A 19,204-nucleotide genomic window follows, 5' to 3' on the forward strand; every position below is an offset into this window, starting at 1 on the left:
GTGGGGGGTGGAGAGGTGGGGGTGCGGGGGCGTGTGGAGGTGTGTGGAAGTGGCGCGCCGGGCGCGGGTGCGGAGGGCGCGGGGGCGTGGGGGAACGCAGGGAGCCTCCGCCTCACCGAAGCTAGGACCGCCCCGGGTGGCCCGCCACTCGGGTGGTCGGTTCGGTGACGATCCCTCACCTGACGGAGTGGCGCATGTGGCGGACCGTCATGCATCCGCGCGCGCCCCGACCGCCCCTGCCGCGATCGCCTCGCACAGCCGGGCGTGGTCGGCGGCGTTGCGCTCCGCGTACCGCACGGCGAAATCGGCGACCGCCTCGTCGAAGACCGTGCCGCTGCCGAGGTACCCCGCGATCGCCGGCCGGTCGCCCGAGCGGGCGTGCGCACGGGCCAGCGCGGCGCCGCACAGTGCGCCGTACCGCTGCAGCACCCGCGGCGTCATCGCCTCCACCCGCGCCGGGCGCCCCGGGTCGCGCAGCTGCCGCCAGTAGAACTGCCGGGACGGGACGCCCGGTCCGGTCGTCCAGCCGAGGAAGTCGTCGTCCACCGCCTGCAGCAGCCGCTGGCCCGCCACCACGCGGTGGCCGTGGTGGTCGTGCGGCCCGGACGGCAGGTGGTCCTCCAGGGCGGACCGCCCGGCCTCCTTCAACTGGAGGACCAGCAGGTCGTCCGACGTCCGGCCCTGCAGCAGCACCGCGAAGCAGCAGGTGCCGACGCCACCCACCCCGGCGACCACGGCGGCGGCGTCCACGAAGCGGAAGCCGTCCAGCAGTTCCCGGCGCCGCTCCGGCAGGGACGCCCGGTAGCCCTCCAGGACGGCGTGCACGCCGTCGGCGACCCGCTCGGGAACGGAGGTGATCAGCGGCAGCCGCGGCACGATCCGGCGCCGCCGGCCGCGGAGCTCGGTCAGCCGCGCCGCGGCGAGCACGCCGTCCCGGCGCCAGCCGGCGGGGAGGCCCGCCGCGGTGTCCGGCCACCCCGACCGGTCCGACGACCCGGCCGGGCGTCGCACCGCCTCCCGGTACGCCCGGACGCAGGAGCGCGCGGCACCACGGGCCAGGGACGGACCTCCGCCGATGGCGTGCGCCGCGATCGCCACGCTCACCGCCAGCCGCTTCACGTCCCACTCGAACGGGCCCGGCAGCGTCTCGTCGAAGTCACCGAGGCCGAACACCGGCGCCCCCTGCGGCGGGCCGTACAGCCCGAAGTTCAACAGGTGCGCGTCACCGCACAGCTGCACCGTCAGCCCGGTGTGCGGCTGTACCGCGAGATCGGCCGCCATCACCGCCGCCGCACCGCGGAGGAAGGCGAACGGGGACGCCGCCATCCGCGCGTGGCGGACCGGCACCGACTGCGGCAGCAGATTCACCGCCCGGCGTTCCAACAGGGCCACCGGATCCGCGCGCCCGGCCGGCTCGGGCCGTGTCCCGTGCGAGGAACGCGGCACCATGCTGCGCACCGCCCGGCCGCGCTCGGTGCCTTCGGTGGCGGTGGCGGTGGCGGTGACGGACTCGGGCACGGGCTCCTCCGGGCGGCTCCGCCACGGCGTCGCGGCGGGTTCGGCGATCACCCCAGCCTCGGCCGGGCACGGCCCCGGCGCAGCGGCGGAGGTCCGACCGGGCGACCGCCGCGCAGAGCGCCGCCGGGCACCCGGACGGGGCCGGCCGGGGGGCAGCCTCCGGACACCGGTGCGACCATCGTGGGCAGGGGTGCGACCTTCGGAAGGTGCCGCTGATGCATGCCTCGCGGGCGACCGCCCGGCAGTACCGGTCCCACAGCAGGCCCACGGGCCGGCCCGTACGGGCGCGGCTGCTGGCCGCCCCGCTGCTCGCCCTGACCCTCGCCGGCACCGCCGCGTGCAGCGGATCCGGCGGCGACCCCCACGCGGCCTCGGCCCCCGCACCCGCCGCCTCCTCCGGCAGCCCCACGGCGCCCGCGCCGGTGCCGACCTCGGAGGACCTCCGCAGCGCGCTGCTCACGACGGAGGACCTCGGCCCCGCCTTCGCGGAGACCCTGCCGGCCGACGGCACCGAGGACCGGGGCACCACCGGCTGCCCGCTGCTCTCGGCGATCCTCAACGGACAGGGCGAGCCGCGGCCCGGAGCCGTCCGCGAGCAGACCGAGTTCACCACCGCCGAGTCCAGCCCCTACCTCGGCGAGTCCCTGCTCAGCGAGGAACAGGGCGCGCTGGCGGACGACCACGCCAAGGTCGCCCAGGCGCTCCGCACCTGCGAGGCGCTCACCTTCACCGGCGACTCGGCCGCCGTCACCTTCACCCTCACCCCGATACGCTTCGGCGGGCTGGCGACCACGGCGGTGCGCATGGACGGCGTGCTCGACGGCGTCCTGCTCAACGGCTACCTGGCGGTCGAGCAGATCGGCCCGGCCGTCCTCACCTTCTGGTACTTCCAGTCCGACGGCGCCTCCGCCCAACTCGCCGACGAGGTCTACCGCGCCGCCGCCGCCAAGGTCCTCCAGGTACTCGTCGAGGGCGACGTGGCAGGCGGCCCGGCCGGCGCTGCCGGCGTCTGAGTGGGCGTCAACTCGACTCCTTGCAAGGGTCGGAGGCGGTGGGTGGCGGCCCTGGTCGGCGCGGCGGTCGTTCCCGTCCTGGGCGCCGGGACGGAGGCGGGCGGACTCCCCGTCGGCCAGCTCAGGACGGGCCGGACGACCTGGTACGACGACGCGGGCACCGGCGCCTGCGGTACGGCGATCGACGCCTCGGCCGAGGACCTCGCCGCCGTCCCCGCCGCCTGGTGGACGGCGACCGACCCCAACGACGACCCGCTCTGCACCGGCATCTCGGTGGAGGTCGGCTACCAGGGGCGGACCGTCACCGTCCCGGTCCGCGACCAGTGCCCCGGCTGCCCGGCCGACCACCTCGACCTCAGCAGGCCGGCCTTCCGGCGGCTCGCCGACCCCGATCTGGGCGTGGTCGACGGCATCACCTGGAGGTTCGTCGACTCCGGGAGCGGCGGCGCCGCCGGGCCCCGGGGTGCGCGGCCGTCCGGACACGTCGGCGAACTTCCGGCGGAGGCCGGTGCCCCGGCGGCAGGATGAGCGGGAGAGACCTTCCGATCACCACCGAGGAGACAGGCCATGGGCTCGGTCGACGAATTTCTCGCGGCCCGCGACGTCCTGCTGCGCCACCGCACCGACTACGACGCTGCACGCCGGGAGTTCCACTGGCCGCAGCCGACGGCCTTCAACTGGGCGCTCGACTGGTTCGACCGGATCGCCGAGGGCAACGACCGGCGGGCGCTCTGGGTGGTCGACGACGACGGCACCGAACACACCCGCACCTACCAGGAGATGGCCGACCGCTCCAACCGGGTCGCCAACCACCTGCGGGCGCTCGGCCTGCGGCGCGGCGACCGGATGCTGGTCATGCTGGGCAACGTGCCCGAACTGTGGGAGACCATGCTCGGGGCGATGAAGCTCGGCGTGGTGGTCATCCCGGCCACCCTGCTGCTCGGCGCCGACGACCTGCGCGACCGGCTGGAGCGCGGCGGGGTGCGGGCGGTGGTCGCCGCCGCCGAGGTCGCGGACCGCTTCGCGGGGCTGCCCGGTGCGGAGTTGCGCATCGCGGTGGGCTGCGGGGCCGGGGGCTGGCACCCGTACACCGCGGTGGACGGTGCCGCCGGTACCTTCGAACCGGACGGCGAGACCCCGGCGGACGATCCGCTGCTGCTCTACTTCACCTCCGGCACCACCTCCAGGCCGAAGCTGGTCGAGCACACCCACACCTCGTACCCGGTCGGGCACCTGTCGACCATGTACTGGATCGGCCTGCAGCCGGGGGACGTCCACCTCAACATCTCCTCGCCGGGCTGGGCCAAGCACGCGTGGAGCAACCTCTTCGCGCCGTGGAACGCCGAGGCGACCGTGCTCGTGCTCAACCACGCCCGCTTCGACGCGGAGCGGCTGCTCGACGTGCTGGCGCGCTGCGGCGTCACCACGCTGTGCGCGCCGCCGACGGTCTGGCGGATGCTGATCCAGGCCGACCTGACGTCACGTCAACTCTCCCTGCGGGAGCTGGTGGCCGCCGGCGAGCCGCTCAACCCGGAGGTCGTCGAGCAGGTGCGCAAGGCCTGGGGGCTGACCGTCCGGGACGGCTTCGGGCAGACCGAGACCACCGCGCAGATCGGCAACAGCCCCGGCCAGCCGGTGAAGCCGGGGTCGATGGGCCGCCCGCTGCCCGGTTACCACGTCGCCCTGCTGGACGCCGAGGGCAACCGCGCCGAGGAGGGCGAGCTGAGCCTCGACCTGGACCGCCGCCCGGCCGGGCTGATGCGCGGCTACGCGGGCGACGCGGAGAAGACCGCCGAGGCGATGCGCGACGGCCACTACCGCACCGGCGACGTCGCCTCGCGGGACACGGACGGCTACGTCACCTACGTGGGCCGTGCCGACGACGTGTTCAAGGCGAGCGACTACCGGATCTCGCCGTTCGAGCTGGAGAGCGTGCTGATCGAGCACCCGGCCGTCGCGGAGGCCGCCGTGGTGCCCTCGCCGGACCCGGTGCGGCTCGCGGTGCCCAAGGCGTTCGTCGTCCTGGTGCAGGGCAGGGAGCCGAGCGCCGACCTGGCCTGCGACATCCTGCGGTTCACCCGGGAGCGGCTGAGCGCCTACAAGCGGATCAGGCGGCTGGAGTTCGCGGACCTGCCGAAGACGATCTCGGGCAAGATCCGCCGGGTGGAGCTGAGGCAGCTCGAGCAGCAGCACGGCGAGCGGCGGAACCCCAACGAGTACTGGGAGTCGGACTTCCCGTCGCTGAAGGACTCCCGCTGAAGGGCTGAACGTGACCAGGGCCCGCCCGGTCGGGGTGACCGGGCGGGCCCTCGGCGGGTGCGGCGCCGTCCGCTCAGCGGGCGGTCATCCGCAGCGCGCCGTCCATCCGGAGGGTCTCGCCGTTGAGGTAGTCGTGCTCGGTGACCATGGTGACCAGGCGGGCGTACTCCTCCGGCCGGGCGAGCCGCTGCGGGAAGGTCACGCTCGCGGCCAGGCCGGCCCGGACCTCGTCGCTGAAGCCGGCCATCATCGGGGTGTCCACGATGCCGGGGGCGATGGTGACCACGCGGATGCCGAACTGCGCGAGGTCGCGGGCGGCGGTGATCGTCATGCCCGCCACGCCGGCCTTGGAGGCGGCGTAGGCGATCTGGCCGACCTGGCCCTCGAAGGCGGCGATCGAGGCGGTGTTGACGATCAGGCCGCGCTGGCCGTTCTCGTCGGCGCCGTGCTTCGCGATCGCCTCCGCGGCGAGCCGCATCACGTTGAAGGTGCCGAGCAGGTTCACGTTCAGGACCGCGCGGAACAGGTCGAGGTCGTGCGGACCCTTGCGGCCCAGGACGCGGGCGGACGGGGCGATGCCCGCGCAGTTGACGGCCAGCCGCAGCTCGGCGCCGTCGGCCTCGATCCGGGCCAGCGCCTCGCGGACGGGCCCCTCCTCGGTGACGTCGGCCGGGAGCAGGGTGACCCCGTCTGGCTGCGGGCCGGCGGCGGCGACGGCCTTGTCCAGGTCCAGGCCGTAGACGGTGGCGCCGCGGGCGGCGAGGGCGGCGGCGGTGGCCGCACCCAGGCCCGAGGCGGCACCGGTGACCAGGGCGGCGGAACCGGCGATGTCCATGGAAGTCTCCTCGGTGGCGTTGGGACGGGTCAGCGGGCGAGGCCGCGGCTGATGACGAGGCGCTGGATCTGGTTGGTGCCCTCGAAGATCTGCATGATCTTCGCCTCGCGCATGTGGCGCTCGACCGGGAAGTCACGGGTGTAGCCGTACCCGCCGAGCACCTGGACGGCGTCGGTGGTCACCTTCATGGCGGCGTCGGTGGCGACCAGCTTGGCGACGCTGGCCTGCCGGCTGAACGGGCGGCCGGCGTCGTGGCGGCGGGCCGCGTCCAGGTAGGTCGCGCGGGCGGAGTCGACCGCGGCTGCCATGTCGGCGAGCAGGAAGCCCAGCCCCTGGTGGTCGATGATCTTCCGGCCGAAGGTGGTGCGCTCGTTGGCGTAGTCGACCGCGGCGTCCAGTGCGGCCTGGGCGAGGCCGGTGGCGCAGGCGGCGATGCCCAGACGGCCGTTGTCGAGGGCGCTGAAGGCTATCTGCAGGCCCTGGCCCTCGGTGCCTATCAGGCGGTCGGCGTCGAGCAGCGCGCCGTCCCAGAAGGCGGAGGTGGTGGGCACGGCCTGCAGGCCCATCTTGCGCTCGGGCTTGCCGAAGGTCAGGCCCTCGGTCGCGCCCGGGGCGAGGAAGCAGGAGACGCCCTTGCCGCCCGGCGCGGTGCGGGCGAAGAGGGCGTAGAAGTCCGCCTTGCCGCCGTGGGTGATCCACGCCTTGGTGCCGGTGATCCGGTAGCCGCCCTCGACCGCCTCGGCCTTGCAGCTGAGCGAGGCGGCGTCGGAACCGGCCTGCGGCTCGGAGAGGCTGTAGCCGCCGATCGCCGCACCGGCCAGCATGTCGGGCAGCCAGCGGCCCTTCTGCTCGTCGGTGCCGAAGGCGTAGAGCGGGTGGCAGGCCAGGGTGTGGACGCTGGTGGCCACCGCGACGGCGGCCCAGCGCGCGGCGAGCTCCTCCAGGACCTGGAGGTACACCTCGTAGGGCTGCCCTCCGCCGCCGTACTCCTCGGGGTAGGCCAGGCCGAGCAGGCCGGCCTTGCCGAGCAGGGCGAACAGGCCCTCGGGGTAGGTCTCGTCGTTCTCGTGCCGGTCGACACGCGGTGCCAGTTCCCGGTCGGCGATCTCGCGGGTGAGCGAGATCAGGTCCTCGGCCTCCTGGGTGGGGAGGAGCCGGTCGACGGCCATGGCGGACTCCAAGTGGTACTCAAAGCGGTACGTCAGTACCGCATAGCGTAGTGCACAGAGGTCGCGCCAGGTACCGGGCGGTGAGGGGGAGGGTGGAGCCGGGCGCGTGGAAGGGCCGGAGTCCGGGCGGCCCGGAGGGGAGCGGCCGGGAAGGGCCGAGCCCGGAGCGGCAGGCGCGGGGGTCCGGCAGGAACGTGCGGAAAAACGAAAGGTGCCCGACCAGATCACTCTGGTCGGGCACCTTCGTACTGTGTCCGAGGGGGGACTTGAACCCCCACGCCCGATAAAGGGCACTAGCACCTCAAGCTAGCGCGTCTGCCATTCCGCCACCCGGACCGGGTGTCGTCTCCGCGGCTCCGCGCCGCGTTGACGTGCTCAACTGTAGCAAAGATCGGCTTGCGGTCCCAAAACAGCCCCTGCGGGGTGCCGACGGGCTTCGATCCGTGGGCGGATGGCCTTGGGGCGCGCCGGAAGCTGGGGGAGGATGGCGGGACGGTGCCCGCGGTGCCCCGGCGTGGGGTCGGGGGCGGCGCCGAACTGCGTCGGGCGGGCCGGAGACGAGGAGTGGCCGTGAGTGAGCCGAGTGCGGAGCGGGCGGGAGCCCCGAAGGTGACGGCCGAGTCGGAGGTCGCCGACATCTGCCGCGACCTGATCCGGATCGACACCAGCAACTACGGGGACGGCTCCGGGCCGGGGGAGCGCAAGGCGGCCGAGTACGTCGCCGAGATGCTGGCCGAGTTCGGCGTCGAACCGAAGATCTACGAGTCGGCGAAGGGCCGTGCCTCCACCGTCGTGCGGATCGAGGGCGAGGACCGCTCGCGGCCCGGCCTGCTGATCCACGGCCACACCGACGTGGTGCCGGCCAACGCCGCCGACTGGACGCACGACCCCTTCTCCGGCGAGATCGCCGACGGCTGCGTCTGGGGCCGGGGCGCCGTCGACATGAAGGACATGGACGCGATGACGCTCGCCGTCGTCCGCGACCGGCTGCGCACCGGCCGCAAGCCCCCGCGCGACCTGGTGCTGGCCTTCGTTGCCGACGAGGAGGCGGGCGGCACCTACGGCGCCCGGTACCTGGTCGACAAGCACCCCGAGCTGTTCGAGGGCGTCACCGAGGGCATCGGCGAGGTCGGCGGCTTCTCCTTCACCGTCAACGACCAGGTGCGGCTCTACCTGGTCGAGACGGCGGAGAAGGGCATGCACTGGATGCGCCTCACCGTCGAGGGCCGGGCCGGCCACGGCTCGATGGAGAACGACGACAACGCCATCACCGAACTGTGCGAGGCGGTCGCCCGCCTCGGCCGGCACACCTTCCCGCTGCGGATCACCAAGACCGTCCGCGCCTTCCTGGACGAGCTCTCCGACGCCCTCGGGGTGAAGCTCGACCCGGAGAACATGGACGAGACGCTGCGGGTGCTCGGCGGCATCGCCAAGATGATCGGCACGACGCTGCGCAACACCGCCCAGCCGACCATGCTCGGCGCCGGCTACAAGGTGAACGTCATCCCCGGCCAGGCCACCGCCCACGTGGACGGGCGCTTCCTGCCCGGCTACGAGGAGGAGTTCCTGGCCGAGCTGGACTCGGTGCTCGGCCCCCGGGTCAAGCGCGAGACCCTGCACTCGGACAAGGCGATCGAGACCGGCTTCGACGGCGCCCTGGTCGACGCCATGCAGTCCGCGCTGCGGGCCGAGGACCCGATCGCCCGGGCCGTCCCCTACTGCCTCTCCGGCGGCACCGACGCGAAGTCCTTCCAGGACCTCGGCATCCGCTGCTTCGGCTTCGCCCCGCTGCAGCTCCCGCCGGACCTCGACTTCGCCGGCATGTTCCACGGGGTGGACGAGCGGGTGCCGGTGGACGGCCTGAAGTTCGGCGTGCGGGTGCTGGACCGCTTCCTCGACGCCTGCTGACCCCCGCCGGAACGGCTCCGGCCGACCGCGAACGGCCCGCCCCGGGATCCTCCGGGGCGGGCCGTTCGCATGGTACGAGGGAATGATTTGGGACGTTCTCGGAAGGCATTGAAGAAACGATTCCTCGCGTCTTTCCATGGCCGGTAATCCGTTCGGATCATCACCGTTGCGGGTGAATTGGGAAACTCCTCCGTACCCCGTTCGCAGCAGTCTCGTTCACTCCTGTGTGCAGCCCGGGGGAACGGGCCGCAGGTATCGACCAGGAGGACTCATGAAGGTCAACAAGAAGATCGCCGCTGTTGCCGCCGTCGCCGGTGGCCTGGTGCTGGCCGGCGCGGGTGCCGCCGCGGCGGACGCGGGCGCCCAGGGCGTCGCGGCCGGCTCCCCGGGCGTGCTGTCGGGCAACCTGATCCAGGTTCCGGTGCACGTCCCGGTCAACGTCTGCGGCAACACCATCAGCGTGATCGGCCTGCTCAACCCGGCGTTCGGCAACAGCTGCGCCAACGTCTGAGCGGGCCCGGGCGCCGATCCCGGTCTTCCCGCCCGTGCCCCCGGGCCGCGGCACTCCCGCGGCCCGGGGGCACGTCCGTCTGCGGACGGCAAGGGCCTTCGGCGCGCCGCTCACTCGATCGGATGAAGCTCGGGCATCCGGTTCAACTTATCGCCGCACCGCTCGTTGTGCGGTGTACGGGCGAGGACCTCGTCAGGAATTCCGACCATCAGATGAATCAGGGGAGTCAATGCGACAGGTCGCAAAGAGGGGAATCCTCACTGCCGTCGCCACCGGCAGTGTGCTGGCCTCCACCGCAGGCTATGCGTACGCGGCCGGCAGCGAGGCCCAGGGTGTCGCGGCGAACTCTCCCGGTGTCGGCTCCGGGAACACCGTGCAGGCCCCGGTGGACATCCCCGTCAACGCGTGCGGCAACACCGTCAACGTGATCGGGCTGCTCAACCCCGCGTACGGCAACCAGTGCGGCAACGTCTCGCACGGCGGTGGCGGCTCGGCGGCCACCGGCGGCTCGACCGGCTCGGGTGCCTCGACCGGCACCGGCGGCAGCCACGCCGGCGGGTCCTCGGCGAGCGGCGTCAGCCACGGCTCGCCGGGCGTGGTCTCCGGCAACACCGTGAGCGTCCCGGTCAGCGCGCCGGTCAACGCCTGCGGCAACACCGTCGACGTGGTGGGCCTCGGCAACCCCGCGTACGGCAACTCCTGCGGCAACACGCACGTCCACGAGACCCCGCCGCCCCCCACCAAGCCGGAGGAGTGCGGCTGCACCGAGACTCCGCCGCCCACCCCGCCGAAGACCCCGGAGACGCCGACCAACGGCACCCCGCGCTCCGGTGAGGGCACTCCGCGTCCGGTCACCGTGGCCGCCCCGGCCACCCCCGACCACCTGGCCTCCACGGGCGCCTCCGGTCTGGAGCTGATCGCCCCCGCCGGTCTCGCGCTGCTGCTCGGCGGCGGCGTGCTGTACCGCCGCTCCCGCGCCGGCGCGCGCTGAGCCGCTTCCCCCACCGCCCCCGGACGCACGGTCGCGCCAGAGGACCTTTGACCCTGCCGGACCCCGCGGCTCAGTGGCCGTGCCGGGGCCCGAGCTCACCAGCTGCGCGTCTGCCGGATGATCCGGCGGCGCAGTCGGACGGTCCGGCTGCCGTCCGGGTAGAGCCGCAGCCGGTCCAGCTCCCAGTGGCCGTACTCGGCGTGCTCGGTGAGCAGCTGGCGGGCCGCGTTCCGGCTCGTGCCGCGCGGCAGGCGCAGCGACTGGTACTCGTACTCGGGGGTCCGGACCAGCTTGGATGGGGTCAAGTTCTCCTCCTGCCTCCGTGCCATGGCCTGAACGCAAGCCTACGGCGTGGTGCCGACGGGCGGACCGGGCGCGCGGGGCGTCCGCCCGGCCCCGCGCCCCGGCCGTTGCCGCGGCACCCTGACATGCGTTCAGTTCCGGTATGCCGGACCGATACCCCGGCGCGGGCCGGTCGATGCCGAGGGGCCGGGGGCGGGCTGCCGTGCAGGTCGTACGGGCTCGGTCCGGCCCCGGAACGGTGCCGTCCGGCAAGTACAGAAGCACACGGATCGGACATCGCGGCGGAAGTTGTCGCGAATTCGCGGGCGTAGGTGACAACCCCTGTGCGTGCGGTCACCGGGGCGGGATAGCGTCTGCACCATGTCTGATGCCGCGCAGCTCACCATCAATGAGGTACGGGCCGCCGCCGAGGCGGTCAAGGCCGCGATCGACCGGCACCTTGAGGCCGTGGCCGGCACCACCGAGGAGGGCGATCCGGTCGTGGTCGCCGCGTACGAGGAGCTGGCGGCGGCGGCAATCACCTACGACCAGTTGCTGTACGAGGTCTACGACGAGGTCACCCCCTTCGAGGTGCCGGGCGACGGCAGCGAGGGCGGCTACGTCGGCCCCGAGCAGCCCGAGGCGATCAGCGTGCTGATCCGCCGGGACTACCTGGTGGCCGACCCGAAGCGGCTGCGGGCCCAGGCCGAGCGGGTGGACGACTCGCTCACGCCGGGCGGCGACACCGCCGGCGGTGTGAACGCGGCGATCGGCGTGCTCTTCGGCGAGTACGAGCCGGACGAGATCGCCGCGCGTTGCGAGGAGTTCGGGCTGGAGGAGGGCGACTCCACGCTGTGGGTCTCCGCCAGTGAGCCGTCCGAGCCGGGCGAGTGGCTGCCCGAGCCGTTCGACGCGGCCGACCCGCAGCTGCTGATCTGCCGGTTCGACATCAGCGAGGTCTACGACGACGACCCGGACGCCCTCGAGCCGGAGGCGTAGGCCGGGTGGTGAGCGCCGGAGGGGCGGGGCCGTCGGCCCCGCCCCTCCGGCGCGTCCACGGCCCCGCTCAGCCCCCCTGGCCGGTGTGCTCGGCGAGGATCGCCCGCAGCCGGGTGGTGCGCGGTGCGGCCGGCCGTTCGGCGACCGCCTGGGCGAGCGCGGGCCCGGCCGGGTGCACCACCGAGAGGTGGCGCTCGGCGCGGCCGAAGGCCGTGTAGACCCACTGGCGGGTGAGGCCCGCGGCGGCGTCCCCGGGCACCACGACCACCGCGCCCGGCCAGCGCCGGCCGACCGCCTGGTGCGCGGTGAGCGCCCAGCCGTGCCGCAGCCGGGAGGTCTGCGCGGGGGAGAGGGTGAGCCGGCTGCCGTCGGACAGCTCCAGGTGCAGCCCGGCGGCACCGCCGTCGAGGACCCGGCCGGGCAGCGTCGTGCCGGGCGCCGGCGACCAGGCCACGCGGTCGCCGGGGTCGAAGCCGCCGAAGGCGCCCGGCCCGGGGTTCAGCCGGGCCTTGGCCGCGGCGTTCAGCGCCCGGGTGCCGGCGCCGCCGCCGTGGCCCGCGGTGATCAGCACGACCTGCTCGGCGGGGATGCCGAGCGCCCGCGGGATCGAGTCGGCGAGCAGCTGGACGGCCCGGTGGACGGCCTCGCCGGCGTCCTGGACGCCCAGCACGACCACCTCCTTGTCCGGCGCGTCGACCGGCTGCAGCTCGCCGATCGAGATGCCGGAGACCAGCTCGCCGATCGGACCCTCGTCCGGGGTGCGGGAGGCGACGACCGGGCACGCCTTGGCGGCGACTAGGTCGGCGAGGAAGCGGCCGGGGCCGGCCGACCAGAGCTGGTTCGGGTCGGAGCTGAGCACCAGCCGGGTGCCGTCGCCGAGGGCCTCCAGCAGGGTCGCGGCCAGCTCGACGTCGAGCAGCTGGGCGTCCGGGACGACCAGCAGGTCGAGGGCGAGCGTGCCGTCCTCGGCACGGCCGGGGCCGCCGGCGCCCAGCAGGTCGGCCAGCGTGGCGAGGCGCTCGGCCGCCGGGGAGCCGTCGAGCAGGCCGGCGAGGACCGTGCGGCCGTGATCCGTCCACGTGCCGGCCCAGGCGCGCAGGCCGAGGCCGTCGGCCGCGCGGAGCAGGGCGGCGAGTTCGGCGCGGGAGGCCTCGCCGCCGCTGTGCACGACCAGCGCGCTCCCGGCGACGGCCCGCAGCAGCGCGGTCGCGGAGGAGGAGGGCGCGGCCGCGGCGGCGGCCTCCCAGGCGGCCGGGCCGGGGGTGGCGGGCCAGGCCGGCGCACCCTCCTCGGCTTCGGCGTCCTGGGGGTCCTGGGCGTCGTCCGCGGCGTCGTCTCCGTCTTCGTCTTCGTCTTCGTCTTCTGCAGCGGCTTCGGTGCCCGGGACGAGGGTGGACTGCAGCCGCACCAGGGCCTCGCCGAGGCTCTCCTCGGCGAGCGCCAGGCGCTCCAGCGCGAGCAGGGTGCGGGTGGGCGGCTCCTCCTCGTCGTTGCCGTGGTGGCCGGGGAGTTCCTCCTGGAAGGCCATCGCCCGGCCGTCCACGACGGCCTCCTGCAGGGCGGCCGCGGCGTCCGGCAGGCGGAGCCGCTCCAGCGCGGCCGCGACCTCGCCGATCTCCTGGGCGGAGTGGCCGCGCAACGCGGCCTGCTCCAGCACCCACGGGACCAGGGCGGCGGCGCGGCGCGGGTCGCCCGGCCCGGCGGCGGGGCCGAGCAGGCCGCGGGCGAAGCCGTCCGCCTGCTCGGGGCGGACCCCGGGCAGGGCGAGCACGGCCCACGGGTCCTCGCGCAGCTGCTCGCCCGCGGCCTCGCCGAGGGTGGCCACCGCGGGCCCGGCCAGGTCGGCGGGGGCGCCGCCGGCGGCCAGCACCTCGGCCGCGGCCGCGACGGCGGCGGCGCGCTGCTCGTCCGTGCGCGGCGCGTCCGGGCCGGCGGCCTCGGCGGCGGGCCCCGACGACGCCCCCGCCGCGCGGATCGCCTCGGCCAGTGCGGCGACGGCCTGGGCCTGCCGCTCCGGGGCGGTGTGCTCCGCTTGCGTCATCGATGTCTCCTCACGGCCGGCGGGTCACAGCTCCGTCCAGCCCTGGTCCGGGTAGCGGTGCACCGGTGCCGACACGTCGTCCAGCGCACCGCGGATCTCACCCGGAAGCGTAAGGGCCTCCGCCGACAGGGTGGTCTGCAGCTGGGCCGCGGTGCGGGCGCCGACCAGGGCGCTCGCCACCCCGGGCCGGTCGCGGACCCACGCGAGGGCGACCTTCAGCGGGCTGGTGGCGAGTCCGTCGGCGGCGGTTGCCAGGGCGTCGACGATCCGCCGGGACCGCTCGCCGAGGTACGGCTGGACGATGCCCGCGTGGTGCGGGGAGGCGCCGCGGGACTCCGCGGGCACCCCGTGCCGGTACTTGCCGGTGAGCACGCCGCGGCCGAGCGGCGAGGAGGCCAGCAGGCCGACGCCGGCGTCCAGGGCGGCGGGGAGCACCTCGCGCTCCAGACCGCGCTGGAGGAGCGAGTACTCCAGTTGCGCGCCCGCCAGCGGCACCCGCGCCGGGTGCCCCTGCTGCCGGGCCGCGGACTTGGCGAGCTGCCAGCCGCTGAAGTCGCAGACCCCGGTGTAGCGGGCGCGGCCGCTGGTGACGGCGATGTCGAGGGCGTGCAGCGTCTCGTCCAGCGGGGTGGCCGGGTCGTGGCCGTCGACCTGCCAGAGGTCGACGTGGTCGGTGCCGAGGCGGTGCAGCGAGGCGTCGAGGGCGGCGAGCAGGTGCCCGCGGGAGGCGTCACGGCGGCGGCCGGGCCGGTTGCGGGCACCGGCCTTGGTGGCGATGACCAGCTCGGAGCGGGGGACGAGCCCGTCCGTGAGCCGGGCGAGCAGGTACTCGGCGCCGCCGTCGGCGTACTCGTCGGAGGTGTCCACCAGGGTGCCGCCGGCGTCGACGAACGCCTTGAGCTGTTCGGCGGCGTCCTGCTCGTCGGTGTCGCGGCCCCAGGTCATGGTGCCGAGGCCGAGCCTGCTCACTGTCAGGCCCGTTCTGCCGAGGTGGCGCAGTTCCATCGGGAGGGCCCCTCCGTCGTGGCTGAAAACCGCAGCTGGGGGCGAGCCCCCTTGCTGGCAGAGCGTAGCGGCCGTGGTACTCGGCGTGGTGGAGGACCCGCGCCGCGGCGTGACGCAGACCACTCCTACCGGCCAGTAGCCTTTCCTCGGGCGGCGCGGCTACCCTCGCCGCAAGGACCGAACGGAAGGCGTGGGCACCGTTATGCGACTGGGCATCAACCTCGGCTACTGGGGACTCGGCATGGACGCCGACAACATCGCGGTGGCCCAGGAGGCCGACCGCCTCGGCTACTCGGTCTGCTGGGCCGCCGAGGCCTACGGCTCCGACGCCGCGACCGTCCTCAGTTTCGTCGCCGCGAAGACCGAGCGGATCGACGTCGGTTCGGCGATCTTCCAGATCCCGGCCCGCACCCCCACCATGACCGCGATGACCGCGGCCACCCTCGACACCCTCTCCGGCGGCCGCTTCCGACTCGGCCTCGGCGTCTCCGGCCCGCAGGTCTCCGAGGGCTGGTACGGCGTCAAGTTCGACAAGCCGCTGGCCCGGACCCGCGAGTACGTGGAGATCATCCGCAAGGCGATGGCCCGCGAGCGGGTCGTCCACGAGGGCGCCACCTGGACGCTGCCGCTGCCCGGCGGCCCCGGCAAGCCGCTCAAGCTCACCGTGCACCCCGTCCGCGAGCACATCCCGCTCTACATCGCCGCGATCGGCCCGAAGAACCTGGAGCAGACCGGCGAGATCGCCGACGGCTGGCTCGGCATCTTCTTCGCCCCCGAGCACGCCGCGCTCTCCATCGACCCGCTGAAGGCCGGCCGCACCAAGGCCGGGCAGACCCTGGAGGGCTTCGACCTCTGTCCGACCGTCGCCATCTCGGTCGGCGAGGACGTCAAGGCCGCCGCGGACGGCCAGCGCTCCTACGCCGCGCTGTACATCGGCGGCATGGGCAGCAAGGAGAAGAACTTCTACAACCAGCTGGCCCGCCGCATGGGCTACGAGCAGGCCGCCGACGAGATCCAGGAGAAGTACCTGGCCAAGGACTACACCGGTGCGGCCGCGGCCGTCCCGCACGACCTGATCGACGCGACCGCGCTGCTCGGCACCACCGACCGGATCTCCGACCGGATGCAGGCCTACGCCGACGCGGGCGTCACCACGCTGACCCTCGCCCCGGCCGGCTTCACCCTGGAGGAGCGGATCACCGCCCTGCGGACCGGCGTCGAGGCGCTGGAGCGCGCCGGCCTGGCCTAGCGCGGGCCCGTGAGGGCGCCCGGGAGCGCGAGTGCCCCGGGCGCCCTCACGTCAGGTGCCGGGCGCCCCGCCGTCAGAGCCAGCCGGCCCGCTTGAACAGGCGGTGCAGGACCAGGCAGGCCAGGGCCATCAGTGCCAGTGCCGCCGGGTAGCCCCAGGGCTGGTGCAGCTCCGGCATGTACCGGAAGTTCATCCCGTAGATGCCCGCGATCATCGTCGGCACCGCCGCCAGTGCGGCCCAGGCCGAGATCTTCCGCATGTCGTCGTTCTGCTGGACGCTGACCTGAGCCAGGTTGGCGTTCAGGATGTCCGACAGCAGCCGGTCCAGCGCCTCGACCTGCTCGGTGGTCCTGGTCAGGTGGTCGAGCACGTCCCGCAGGTAGGGCTGCAGGGCGTCCGGGACGAAGGGCACGCCGCCGCGGACCAGCCGGGTGGCCGGCTCCATCAGCGGGGCGCTCGCCCGGCGGAAGGCCACCACCTGCCGCTTGAAGGCGTAGATCCGCTCGGCGGCGCCGCGCGTCCGCCCCGGGGCGAACACGTCCGCCTCCAGCTCGTCCAGGTCGGACAGCAGCGTCGCGGAGAGGTCCAGGTAGCTGTCCACCACCAGGTCGCAGACCGCGTACAGCACCGCCGCCGGGCCCAGCCGCAGCAGGTCCGGCCGGTCCTCCAGCTCCTTGCGCATCCCGCCCAGCGGGCTCGCGCTCCCGTGCCGCACGGTGATCGCGAAGCAGTCGCCGACGAACACCAGCACCTCGCCGGTCTCCACCGACCGGTCCTCCTCCCGGTAGCCCAGGGTCTTGGCCACCGTGAGCAGCGCGTCCGGGTAGACCTCCATCTTGGGGCGCTGGTGCGCCGCCGTCAGGGCGTCCTCCACCGCGAGCGGGTGCAGCGAGAACTCCGAGGCGACCAGGTCCAGTTCCTCCTGCGTCGGCTCGTACAGCCCGATCCAGAGGAAGCCGTCACCGGCGGCCCGGACGGCGTCCAGCGCGTCCGAGAAGTCCGCGGGTCCCTCCACCCGGCGGCCGTTCCGGTAGGTGGCGCAATCGACGATCATGCGGACATTCTCCCGCGCCGGGGACCGAACGGTCATCACATCCCTTGAACGCACACCCGATGGGCACCCGTGCCCCACCCGGCACCCCAGGCCGTAGGCTAGGCCGCATGCCCACGCTGCTGCTCGTCCGTCACGGCCGATCGACCGCCAACACCGCCGGTGTCCTGGCCGGCTGGACGCCCGGCGTGGAACTCGACGACACCGGCCGGGAGCAGGCCGCGAGCCTCGTCGGCCGACTCTCCGGGCTGCCGCTGGCGCACGCCGTCACCAGCCCGCTGGAGCGCTGCCGGCAGACCCTCGCCCCGCTGCTCGCCGCCCGCCCCGAACTCGGCGACGCCGCCGTCGACGAGCGGCTCGGCGAGTGCAAGTACGGCGACTGGACGGGCCGCCCGCTGCACGAGCTCGCCAAGGAGCCGCTCTGGCGCACCGTGCAGGACCACGCCTCCGCGGCGGCCTTCCCCGGCGGCGAGTCGCTGCGCGACCTCAGCCACCGCACCGTCGAGGCCGTCCGCGAGTGGGACGCGAAGGTCGCCGCCGAGCACGGCGACGACGCCCTCTGGCTCGCCTGCAGCCACGGCGACGTGATCAAGGCCGTGGTCGCCGACGCGCTCGGCCTGCACCTCGACCAGTTCCAGCGGATCTCCGTCGACCCCTGCTCGGTCACCGCGATCCGCTACACCCCGCACCGCCCCTTCCTGCTGCGCCTCGGCGACACCGGCGGCCTGGCCGGTCTCGCCCCGAAGCAGCAGCCCGCCCAGGTGCCCGGCGGCGACGCCGTGGTGGGCGGAACGAGCTGAGCCGACCGGTCGCCGCGTCCGCGCGGCGCACGCCGTAGGGTGGCCGATGAGCCCCCGTCCGATCCCGATCCGGAGCGAGAGAGTGCCCCGTCAGGTCTTCTTCTACGACCAGCCAGAGCGGTTCGTGGCCGGCACCGTCGGCCAGCCCGGATCCCGGGCGTTCTACCTGCAGGCCAGTGCCCGGGGTCGGATCACCAGCGTGCTGCTCGAGAAGGCCCAGGTGGCCGCGCTCGCCGAACGCGTCGAGGAGGTCCTCGACGAGGCGCTGCGACGCAGCGGGGGATCGGCCGCGATCCCCGCCGTCGCCCCCGCCGAACTGCTCGACAGCGCCCCGCTCGACGTGCCGCTGGAGCAGGAGTTCCGGGTCGGCACCATGGCGCTCGCCTGGGACACCGTCGACGAGCGGCTCGTCGTCGAGGCCCAGGCCCTGGTCGAGGAGGCCGAGGAGGACGAGAACGCCCTCTACGAGGACGACGAGAACGGCCCCGACATGCTCCGGGTCCGGCTCACCGGCGCGATGGCCCGGGTCTTCGCCAAGCGCGCGCTCGACCTGGTCGCCGCCGGCCGCAAGCCCTGCCCGTTCTGCAACCTTCCCCTCGACCCGGAGGGCCACCTGTGCCCGCGCGCGAACGGGTACCGGCGCTGAGCGCGGACGGCCTCCCGGGCACCGACCCGGCCACCAGCGCCGCGCTCGCCGCCGACGTGCCCACCGCCCTCGCCCTGCTCGGCGCCGGCGAACTGGCCGTGCACGGCCGCCTCACCGACGCCTCCAACGCGGTGCTGTACTGCACCGTGACGCTGGACGGCACCACCGCCCCCTGCGTCTACAAGCCGGTGGCCGGCGAACGGCCGCTCTGGGACTTCCCCGACGGCACCCTCGCCGGCCGGGAGACCGCCGCGTACGAGCTCTCCGCCGCCACCGGCTGGGCGCTCGTCCCGCCCACCGTGCTGAGGGACGGCCCGGCCGGCCCCGGCATGGTGCAGCTCTGGGTCGAACCCGACCCCGGGGCACCCGAACTGCTCGACCTGCAGGACCCGGCCGGGCCCCAACGGGGCTGGCTGCCGATCGTCCGTGCCGAGGTCGAGGGCGGCCGCACCGCACTGCTCGTCCACCGCGACGACGAACGGCTGCGCCGACTCGCCGTCCTCGACGCCGTGATCAACAACGCCGACCGCAAGGGCGGCCACTGGATACCCGCCGCCGACGGGCGGATCTACGGCATCGACCACGGCGTGACCTTCAACACCGAGAACAAGCTGCGCACCCTGCTCTGGGGCTGGGCCGAGCAGCCGCTCACCCCCGAGGCCGTCGAGGTGCTCGGCCGGCTCGCCGCAGACCTGCCGGGAGCCCTAGGGGAGCGGCTGCGGCCGCACCTGACCCCGGCCGAACTGGAGGCCACGGGCCACCGGATCGACGCGCTGCTCAAGGCCGGACGGCATCCGCTGCCCTCCCCGCACTGGCCGTCGATCCCCTGGCCCCCGCTCTGAGGCACCGCGGACGGCACCGCGAACGGCGGGGCAGCGACGGGGTCGGGGCGGGGTCGCGGCGGGGTCGCGGCGGGGTCGCGGCGGG

18 protein-coding genes and 1 tRNA gene are annotated in these 19,204 nt (G+C 74.4%); 11 read left to right on the plus strand and 8 right to left on the minus strand.

What is annotated here, in order from left to right; all coding sequences use genetic code 11:
- Positions 1 to 207: 207 nt before the first annotated feature.
- Positions 208 to 1,518, minus strand: a complete 1,311-nt coding sequence (locus IE98_RS0129355) for a DUF2252 domain-containing protein (RefSeq protein ID WP_043175436.1) — start codon at positions 1,516 to 1,518, stop codon at positions 208 to 210.
- Between the two features lie 215 nt (positions 1,519 to 1,733).
- Here IE98_RS0129355 and IE98_RS0129360 point away from each other — a divergent pair, with 215 nt between their 5' ends.
- Genes IE98_RS0129360 through IE98_RS0129370 form a run of 3 tightly spaced genes read left to right on the plus strand, consistent with a single transcriptional unit; the run spans position 1,734 to position 4,790 of the window.
- A complete protein-coding gene (locus tag IE98_RS0129360) occupies positions 1,734 to 2,531 on the plus strand; it encodes a hypothetical protein (RefSeq protein WP_030274116.1) in 798 nt (265 codons plus the stop codon).
- 42 nt (positions 2,532 to 2,573) lie between these two features.
- On the plus strand, positions 2,574 to 3,059 hold the full coding sequence (locus tag IE98_RS0129365) for a cysteine/serine endopeptidase inhibitor (RefSeq protein ID WP_063749025.1): 486 nt from the start codon (positions 2,574 to 2,576) through the stop codon (positions 3,057 to 3,059).
- A 39-nt stretch (positions 3,060 to 3,098) separates the two neighbouring features.
- A complete protein-coding gene (locus IE98_RS0129370) occupies positions 3,099 to 4,790 on the plus strand; it encodes an AMP-binding protein (RefSeq protein WP_030274119.1) in 1,692 nt (563 codons plus the stop codon).
- A 73-nt stretch (positions 4,791 to 4,863) separates the two neighbouring features.
- On the opposite strand, the gene IE98_RS0129375 is transcribed toward IE98_RS0129370, so the two are convergent.
- The 3 genes from IE98_RS0129375 to IE98_RS0129385 all read right to left on the minus strand — a co-directional run bounded on the left by IE98_RS0129375 (position 4,864) and on the right by IE98_RS0129385 (position 7,130).
- Positions 4,864 to 5,625 carry an SDR family NAD(P)-dependent oxidoreductase gene (locus IE98_RS0129375; protein WP_030274121.1) on the minus strand — a complete coding sequence of 254 codons (762 nt, stop codon included), beginning with the start codon at positions 5,623 to 5,625 and terminating at the stop codon, positions 4,864 to 4,866.
- 29 nt (positions 5,626 to 5,654) lie between these two features.
- On the minus strand, positions 5,655 to 6,794 hold the full coding sequence (locus IE98_RS0129380; RefSeq protein WP_030274123.1) for an acyl-CoA dehydrogenase family protein: 1,140 nt from the start codon (positions 6,792 to 6,794) through the stop codon (positions 5,655 to 5,657).
- Between the two features lie 251 nt (positions 6,795 to 7,045).
- Positions 7,046 to 7,130: transfer RNA gene (locus tag IE98_RS0129385), tRNA-Leu, on the minus strand.
- Positions 7,131 to 7,364: 234 nt separating this feature from the next.
- Here IE98_RS0129385 and IE98_RS0129390 point away from each other — a divergent pair.
- From IE98_RS0129390 to IE98_RS0129400, 3 genes are all read left to right on the plus strand, one after another.
- A complete protein-coding gene (locus tag IE98_RS0129390; RefSeq protein WP_030274125.1) occupies positions 7,365 to 8,702 on the plus strand; it encodes a M20/M25/M40 family metallo-hydrolase in 1,338 nt (445 codons plus the stop codon).
- 271 nt (positions 8,703 to 8,973) lie between these two features.
- Positions 8,974 to 9,213 (plus strand): chaplin, encoded by a 240-nt coding sequence (locus tag IE98_RS0129395; RefSeq protein WP_030274127.1) that lies wholly within the window; start codon positions 8,974 to 8,976, stop codon positions 9,211 to 9,213.
- Positions 9,214 to 9,442: 229 nt separating this feature from the next.
- On the plus strand, positions 9,443 to 10,204 hold the full coding sequence (locus tag IE98_RS0129400) for a chaplin (RefSeq protein ID WP_030274146.1): 762 nt from the start codon (positions 9,443 to 9,445) through the stop codon (positions 10,202 to 10,204).
- 95 nt (positions 10,205 to 10,299) lie between these two features.
- Here the strand turns inward: IE98_RS0129400 and IE98_RS0129405 are convergent, their stop codons facing one another.
- A complete protein-coding gene (locus IE98_RS0129405) occupies positions 10,300 to 10,509 on the minus strand; it encodes a DUF5703 family protein (protein ID WP_420706229.1) in 210 nt (69 codons plus the stop codon).
- 358 nt (positions 10,510 to 10,867) lie between these two features.
- Between IE98_RS0129405 and IE98_RS0129410 the strand changes: the two genes are divergently transcribed.
- A complete protein-coding gene (locus IE98_RS0129410; RefSeq protein ID WP_030274150.1) occupies positions 10,868 to 11,485 on the plus strand; it encodes a hypothetical protein in 618 nt (205 codons plus the stop codon).
- A gap of 67 nt (positions 11,486 to 11,552) precedes the next feature.
- Here IE98_RS0129410 and IE98_RS0129415 read toward each other — a convergent pair whose 3' ends face one another.
- Positions 11,553 to 13,526, minus strand: a complete 1,974-nt coding sequence (locus IE98_RS0129415; protein ID WP_052391125.1) for a helix-hairpin-helix domain-containing protein — start codon at positions 13,524 to 13,526, stop codon at positions 11,553 to 11,555.
- 24 nt (positions 13,527 to 13,550) lie between these two features.
- Positions 13,551 to 14,531 (minus strand): aldo/keto reductase, encoded by a 981-nt coding sequence (locus tag IE98_RS0129420; RefSeq protein WP_030274154.1) that lies wholly within the window; start codon positions 14,529 to 14,531, stop codon positions 13,551 to 13,553.
- A gap of 202 nt (positions 14,532 to 14,733) precedes the next feature.
- On the opposite strand from IE98_RS0129420, the gene IE98_RS0129425 reads away from it, so the two are divergent.
- A complete protein-coding gene (locus tag IE98_RS0129425) occupies positions 14,734 to 15,780 on the plus strand; it encodes an LLM class F420-dependent oxidoreductase (protein ID WP_030274156.1) in 1,047 nt (348 codons plus the stop codon).
- A gap of 73 nt (positions 15,781 to 15,853) precedes the next feature.
- On the opposite strand, the gene IE98_RS0129430 is transcribed toward IE98_RS0129425, so the two are convergent.
- Entirely contained in the window at positions 15,854 to 16,834 is a 981-nt protein-coding gene (locus IE98_RS0129430; RefSeq protein ID WP_030274158.1) for a magnesium and cobalt transport protein CorA, read from the minus strand.
- 107 nt (positions 16,835 to 16,941) lie between these two features.
- Between IE98_RS0129430 and IE98_RS0129435 the strand changes: the two genes are divergently transcribed.
- From IE98_RS0129435 to IE98_RS0129445, 3 genes are all read left to right on the plus strand, one after another.
- A complete protein-coding gene (locus IE98_RS0129435; protein ID WP_030274160.1) occupies positions 16,942 to 17,631 on the plus strand; it encodes a histidine phosphatase family protein in 690 nt (229 codons plus the stop codon).
- Positions 17,632 to 17,713: 82 nt separating this feature from the next.
- A complete protein-coding gene (locus IE98_RS0129440; protein ID WP_030274161.1) occupies positions 17,714 to 18,277 on the plus strand; it encodes a DUF3090 domain-containing protein in 564 nt (187 codons plus the stop codon).
- Positions 18,247 to 19,119: an SCO1664 family protein gene (locus IE98_RS0129445; protein WP_078661399.1), complete on the plus strand. Its 873-nt coding sequence runs from the start codon at positions 18,247 to 18,249 to the stop codon at positions 19,117 to 19,119. The genes IE98_RS0129440 and IE98_RS0129445 overlap by 31 nt, the downstream gene beginning before the upstream one ends.
- Positions 19,120 to 19,204 lie beyond the last annotated feature (85 nt).

The sequence above is a fragment of the Streptomyces sp. NRRL B-24484 genome, assembly GCF_000717715.1.
Taxonomy (GTDB): Bacteria; Actinomycetota; Actinomycetes; order Streptomycetales; family Streptomycetaceae; genus Kitasatospora.

Bases quoted from the DNA above. Each gene is read 5' to 3' on its own strand.
- IE98_RS0129360 (WP_030274116.1), top strand. From the start codon at position 1,734: ATGCATGCCTCGCGGGCGACCGCCCGGCAGTACCGGTCCCACAGCAGG.
- IE98_RS0129370 (WP_030274119.1), top strand. From the start codon at position 3,099: ATGGGCTCGGTCGACGAATTTCTCGCGGCCCGCGACGTCCTGCTGCGC.
- IE98_RS0129375 (WP_030274121.1), bottom strand. From the start codon at position 5,625: ATGGACATCGCCGGTTCCGCCGCCCTGGTCACCGGTGCCGCCTCGGGC.
- IE98_RS0129380 (WP_030274123.1), bottom strand. From the start codon at position 6,794: ATGGCCGTCGACCGGCTCCTCCCCACCCAGGAGGCCGAGGACCTGATC.
- IE98_RS0129395 (WP_030274127.1), top strand. From the start codon at position 8,974: ATGAAGGTCAACAAGAAGATCGCCGCTGTTGCCGCCGTCGCCGGTGGC.
- IE98_RS0129400 (WP_030274146.1), top strand. From the start codon at position 9,443: ATGCGACAGGTCGCAAAGAGGGGAATCCTCACTGCCGTCGCCACCGGC.
- IE98_RS0129410 (WP_030274150.1), top strand. From the start codon at position 10,868: ATGTCTGATGCCGCGCAGCTCACCATCAATGAGGTACGGGCCGCCGCC.
- IE98_RS0129415 (WP_052391125.1), bottom strand. From the start codon at position 13,526: ATGACGCAAGCGGAGCACACCGCCCCGGAGCGGCAGGCCCAGGCCGTC.
- IE98_RS0129420 (WP_030274154.1), bottom strand. From the start codon at position 14,531: ATGGAACTGCGCCACCTCGGCAGAACGGGCCTGACAGTGAGCAGGCTC.
- IE98_RS0129425 (WP_030274156.1), top strand. From the start codon at position 14,734: ATGCGACTGGGCATCAACCTCGGCTACTGGGGACTCGGCATGGACGCC.
- IE98_RS0129430 (WP_030274158.1), bottom strand. From the start codon at position 16,834: ATGATCGTCGATTGCGCCACCTACCGGAACGGCCGCCGGGTGGAGGGA.
- IE98_RS0129435 (WP_030274160.1), top strand. From the start codon at position 16,942: ATGCCCACGCTGCTGCTCGTCCGTCACGGCCGATCGACCGCCAACACC.